Below are 5,242 nucleotides of genomic sequence, written 5' to 3'. Positions count from 1 at the left end.
GCCGGGCACCGGCCGGTGCCACCGCCCCCGGCGGCGTCCGGGCCCGCCCGCCTAGAATCGGGGCATCATGAGCGCCACACTCGTCGTCAAGGACCTCGCCGCCGGCCACGGCGAGCGCACCCTCTTCTCCGGCCTGGACCTGGTCGTCGCCCCCGGCGACGTGATCGGACTGGTCGGCGTCAACGGAGCCGGGAAGTCCACCCTGCTGCGGCTGCTGGCCGGCCTGGACACCCCGGAGGGCGGCTCGGTCCGGCTCAGCCCGGCCACCGCCAACGTCGGCCACCTCCCGCAGGAGCCGGAGCGCCGCCCGGAGGAGTCGGTCCGCGACTTCCTGGCCCGCCGCACCGGGGTGGCCGCCGCGCAGGCCGCACTGGACGAGGCCACCCAGGGCCTGGTGGACGGCACCCCCGGCGCCGACGACGCCTACGCGGCGGGCCTGGACCGCTGGCTGGAGCTCGGCGGCGCCGACCTGGAGGAGCGGGCCGAGGAGGTCGCCGACTCGCTGGGCCTCAAGGTCTCCCTCGACCTGCCGATGACCGCCCTGTCCGGCGGCCAGGCGGCCCGGGCCGGCCTCGCCTCGCTGCTGCTCTCGCGCTACGACGTCTTCCTGCTCGACGAGCCCACCAACGACCTCGACCTGGACGGCCTGGAGCGGCTGGAGGCCTTCGTCAAGGGCCTGCGCGCGGGCACCGTGGTGATCAGCCACGACCGCGAGTTCCTGGCCCGCACCGTCACCAAGGTGCTGGAGCTGGACCTGCACCAGCGCCGGGTGAACCTCTACGGCGGCGGCTACGAGGCGTACCTGGAGGAGCGCGCCACCGCCCGGCGGCACGCCCGCGAGGAGTACGAGGAGTACGCCGACACCAAGGCGGGCCTGGAGGCCCGGGCCCGGATGCAGCGCGGCTGGATGGAGCAGGGCGTGCGCAACGCCCGGCGCAAGTCCAGTGACAACGACAAGATCGGCAAGGCGATGCGTGCCGAGTCCACCGAGAAGCAGGCCGCCAAGGCCCGCCAGACGCAGCGGATGATCGAGCGGCTGGAGGTGGTCGAGGAGCCGCGCAAGGAGTGGGAGCTGCGGATGGAGATCGCCACCGCGCCGCGTTCCGGCTCGGTGGTCGCCACCCTGCGCGGGGCCGTCGCCCGGCGCGGGGACTTCACCCTCGGCCCGGTGGACCTGCAGATCGACTGGGCGGACCGGGTGGCCATCACCGGCGCCAACGGCGCGGGCAAGTCCACCTTGCTGGCCGCCCTGCTGGGCCGGCTCGACCTCGACTCCGGCGACGCCTCGCTGGGCTCCGGCGTGGTGGTGGGCGAGGTGGACCAGGCACGCGGGCTGTTCCTCGGCGGCGAACCGCTGCTGGAGGCGTTCGCCGCCGCCGTCCCGGAGCAGGCGCCGGACGAGGTGCGCACCCTGCTGGCGAAGTTCGGCCTGAAGGCGGTGCACGTGCTGCGCCCGGCGGGCACCCTCTCCCCCGGCGAGCGGACCAGGGCGGCGCTGGCGCTGCTCCAGGCGCGCGGGGTGAACCTGCTGGTGCTGGACGAGCCCACCAACCACCTGGACCTGCCCGCGATCGAGCAGCTGGAGTCGGCGCTGGAGTCGTACACCGGCACGCTGCTGCTGGTCACCCACGACCGGCGGATGCTGGACACCGTCGCGGTGAACCGGCGGATCGAGGTCGGCGGCGGCGCGGTCCGCGAGCTGTAGCCGGGGGCCGCAGCCGGGAACAGGGCCGCGGGCCGGGGACGGAGGTCCAGACCTCTTCCCCGGCCCGCCGTCATGTGCTGTGCTGTCGCCCATGGTTGACAGCACAGCGCTCGACAGCGCGGTGGCGGACGCGTCCCACCCGACCGTTCCGCTCACCCCCATGACCGTGCCCGCCCACGAGGCCGAGGCCCGCAGCAGGTCCTTCCACGACGTGATGGCACAGCGCCGGACCGTCCGCGACTACTCGACCCGCCCGATCCCGGACGGCGTGGTCGAGTGGGCGATCCGCACCGCCAACACCGCACCGAGCGGCGCCCACGTGCAGCCCTGGCGGTTCGTGGTGATCACCGACCCGGAGCGCAAGCGCCGGCTGCGGGAGGCCGCCGAGGCCGAGGAGCGCGAGTTCTACGCCCACCGGGCCTCCGAGGAGTGGCTGGCCGCGCTGGCGCCGATCGGCACCGACTGGCGCAAGCCGTTCCTGGAGGACGCGCCGGCCGTGATCGTCGTCTTCGAGGTGCACAAGGGCCCCGCCTCGCCGCGCCCGTACTACACCAAGGAGTCGGTGGGCATCGCGGTCGGCCTGCTGCTCGCCACGCTGCACCAGGCGGGCCTGGCCACGCTCACCCACACGCCGAGCCCGATGAAGTTCCTCAACGAGGTGTGCGAACGGCCGCAGGAGGAGCGGGCCGCCTACGTCATCCCGGTGGGCTACCCCGCCGAGGGGGCGCGCGTGCCGGACCTGCGGCGCAAGGAGCTCGACGAGGTGCTGGTCCGGCTCTGACGCGCCCCCGGACGGCTCCGGCGCGCGGCGGCGGGCGGTGGTGACAGGTACAGGACGCGGCCATAATCGCTGTCATGAATCACGTCATGCCGCCGCCGCGCGGGGGCGCGCCCGCGTCCGGCACCCCCGGCGTGCCCACCGCCGGCGTACCCACCCCCGGCCGGCCGCCCGAACTGCTGCGGTCCGCCGGGGGGATCACCCTGCGGCGGCGCTCCCCGGCCCAGGCGCGCGCGCTCAACACCGCCGTCCGGGCCAACCTGGACCATCTGCGCCCCTGGCTGGAGTGGGCCGCCGAGGCGCCCACTGCGGCCCGGACCGCCGAGCTCACCGCGGCCGGCGTCGCCGCCTGGGACGCCGGCACCGACTTCATCTACCTGGCCGGCCTGGACGCCGAACCGGGCCGGGTGATCGGCTCGTTCGGCCTCCACGGCCGGATCGGCCCGGGTGCGCTGGAGATAGGCTACTGGGTGAGCGCCGAGCACGGCCGCCGCGGCATCGCCACCGCCGCCGCCCGCACGGTCGCCGAAGCGGCGCTCGCGCTGCCCGGGATCCACCGGGTCGAGATCCACTGCGACCCGGCCAACACCGCCAGCGGCGCGGTGGCCCGCCGGACCGGCTTCCGGCTCGACCGGGTGGTCGCGGCGCCGGTGCGGGCGCCGGGCGAGACCGGGCGCAAGCAGGTCTGGATCCGGGAACGGAACCCGGTCCGCGCCTGAGCGCCCGGCCGGCACCCGGGCGTGAGCACCCGTCAGCACCGCTCGCCCGTCCGGCAGTACCGCCCGTCCGTCAGTACCGCCGCTCCGTCAGTACCGCTCGCCGGCCGCCGCCGGCAGCGCGTCCAGCTCGGCGAGGTCCGCCGGCGAGAGCACCAGCTCGGCCGCCGCCGCGTTCTCCTCCAGGTACTTCGGCGTCTTGGTCCCCGGGATCGGCAGCACGTACCGCCCCTGCGCCACCACCCAGGCCAGCGCCACCTGCGCGGGCGTCGCGCCGACCCGCGCCGCGACCGCCCGCACCCGCTCCACCAGCGCCAGGTTGGCCTTCAGCGCCTCCTGCTGGAAGCGCGGCAGCCCGCGGCGGAAGTCGTCCGCCGGCAGCTCGTCGAAGGACGCGATGCCGCCGGTCAGGAAGCCACGGCCGAGCGGGGAGAACGGCAGGAACGCGATCCCCTGCTCCTCGGTGTACGGCAGCACCTCGGCGAGCGAGTCCCTGGTCCAGAGCGACAGTTCGTTCTGCACCGAGGCCACCGGGTGGACGGCCTGCGCGCGCCTGATCTCCTCGACGTTCACCTCGGAGAGCCCGATCCGCCGCGCCTTGCCGGCCGCCACCGCCTCGGCGAGCGCGCCCCAGGACTCCTCGACCGGCACCTCCGGGTCGATCCGGTGCAGCTGGTACAGGTCGACGTGGTCGGTGCCGAGGCGGCGCAGGCTGTCGTCGATCGAGCGCCGGATGTGCTCGGGCCGCCCGTTGCGCAGCACCCGCTCCTCGGCGTTGCCCGGCACGAGCCCCACCTTGGTGGCGAGCACCGCGCGCTCCCGGTGCGGGCCGGCCAGCGCCGCGCCGACCACCTCCTCGTTGCTGTACGGCCCGTAGATGTCGGAGGTGTCGATCAGCGTGACGCCGAGGTCCAGCGCCTGCCGGATCACCCGGACCGAGGTGTCGTCGTCACGGTTGTGGACGTCGTAGGCCCAGGTCATCCCCATGCAGCCGAGGCCGATGACCCCGACCTCGGGACCCTCGCTGCCGAGCGTGGCGTTGCGCATGACGGTACTCCTCACTGGTGTCGGCCCCCTCGGGGCGCCGACCGCGGTCGGATCAACGGGAACCAGCCTCCCCCTTGGAGTGCGCTCTAGGTCAAGGCCGCCTCCTCCGCCGGACGACGCTCCGTCAGCCATTCCCGGAACCCGCCCCGCAGCACCAGGTCCGCGAGCCGCCGGTACCCGCCCGCGCCCGGGTGCGCGCCGTCCCCGGCGAGGGCCTGCGCCGTCCACTCCCGGTCCGCCGCCAGTTCCCGGGTCACGCCGATGAACGGCACCCCGCGCCCGGCGCAGACCCCGGCGATCCCGTCGGCCAGCGCCAGCAGCCGCTCCAGGTGCGGCGCGCCCGCACCGGCCACCGGCGGCGGGCCCACCACCAGGGGCGCGAGGCCGCGCTCGCGCGCCCCGTCCAGCAGCGCGGACACATGGGCCAGGCTCGCGTCCGGCGCCACCCGCACCCGGCCGTCCTCCTCCACCGCGTCGTTGCTGCCCACCGACAGCACCAGCCGGTGGTCCGCCCCCGGCAGCGCCCGCACCGCCGTCTCGCCCCAGCACCGGGCCAGCACGTCGGCCGAAGTGTTCCGCCGCACGCCCAGGTTGAACACCGTGACCCCCTCCGGCCCCGCCGCGAGTGCGGTCCAGCAGTCCGCCATCACCCGGCCCACCCAGCCGCGGTACTCGGGGTCCCCGACCCCCTGGGTGAACGAGTCGCCCAGGAAGACGATCCGCAGGTTCCGGTCCGCCGTGTCATCACTCATGGCGGAACCTTAAGGTCCGCGTAAGCCTTGCTACGACCTGCCTTTGGTGCACCTGAGGCGCTTGACGTGCGCAGGTGGTCTAGTCCAGGTTGATGCTCAGTACCGCGCACTCCCCCACCGGACCACCCCTCCGCCGCCGCCCGCCCCCCGCCTCCTCCCCCCCCCGCGCGGCGGGCCGCCGGCACCCGACCCCCACAGCCACCCCCCAGCCCCCCCCGCCGCCCGACACCCCAGCCCCGCCCCG

General features: G+C 75.3%; 5 protein-coding genes. 3 read left to right on the top strand and 2 right to left on the bottom strand.

Annotation, left to right across the window (positions count from 1 at the left end; translation table 11 throughout):
* Positions 1-67: 67 nt before the first annotated feature.
* The 3 genes from ACFXAM_RS37705 (at position 68) to ACFXAM_RS37695 (ending at position 3,202) form a co-directional block, all read left to right on the top strand.
* Positions 68-1,705 carry an ABC-F family ATP-binding cassette domain-containing protein gene (locus ACFXAM_RS37705; protein ID WP_380298346.1) on the top strand — a complete coding sequence of 546 codons (1,638 nt, stop codon included), beginning with the start codon at positions 68-70 and terminating at the stop codon, positions 1,703-1,705.
* Positions 1,706-1,796: 91 nt separating this feature from the next.
* Positions 1,797-2,486 carry a nitroreductase family protein gene (locus ACFXAM_RS37700; RefSeq protein WP_380298345.1) on the top strand — a complete coding sequence of 230 codons (690 nt, stop codon included), beginning with the start codon at positions 1,797-1,799 and terminating at the stop codon, positions 2,484-2,486.
* Between the two features lie 74 nt (positions 2,487-2,560).
* On the top strand, positions 2,561-3,202 hold the full coding sequence (locus ACFXAM_RS37695; RefSeq protein WP_380298343.1) for a GNAT family N-acetyltransferase: 642 nt from the start codon (positions 2,561-2,563) through the stop codon (positions 3,200-3,202).
* Between the two features lie 87 nt (positions 3,203-3,289).
* On the opposite strand, the gene ACFXAM_RS37690 is transcribed toward ACFXAM_RS37695, so the two are convergent.
* Both ACFXAM_RS37690 and ACFXAM_RS37685 read right to left on the bottom strand, forming a co-directional pair.
* Complete coding sequence (locus ACFXAM_RS37690) at positions 3,290-4,246, bottom strand: aldo/keto reductase (RefSeq protein WP_380298341.1); 957 nt, start codon at positions 4,244-4,246, stop codon at positions 3,290-3,292.
* An 86-nt stretch (positions 4,247-4,332) separates the two neighbouring features.
* Entirely contained in the window at positions 4,333-4,998 is a 666-nt protein-coding gene (locus ACFXAM_RS37685) for a GDSL-type esterase/lipase family protein (RefSeq protein WP_380298339.1), read from the bottom strand.
* Between the last annotated feature and the right edge of the window lie 244 nt (positions 4,999-5,242).

This window comes from Kitasatospora sp. NPDC059462 (assembly GCF_042749955.1).
Lineage (GTDB): Bacteria > Actinomycetota > Actinomycetes > Streptomycetales > Streptomycetaceae > Kitasatospora.
Note: the sequence above shows the minus strand (reverse complement) of the source record. Positions and strands in the feature narration are given on the sequence as shown.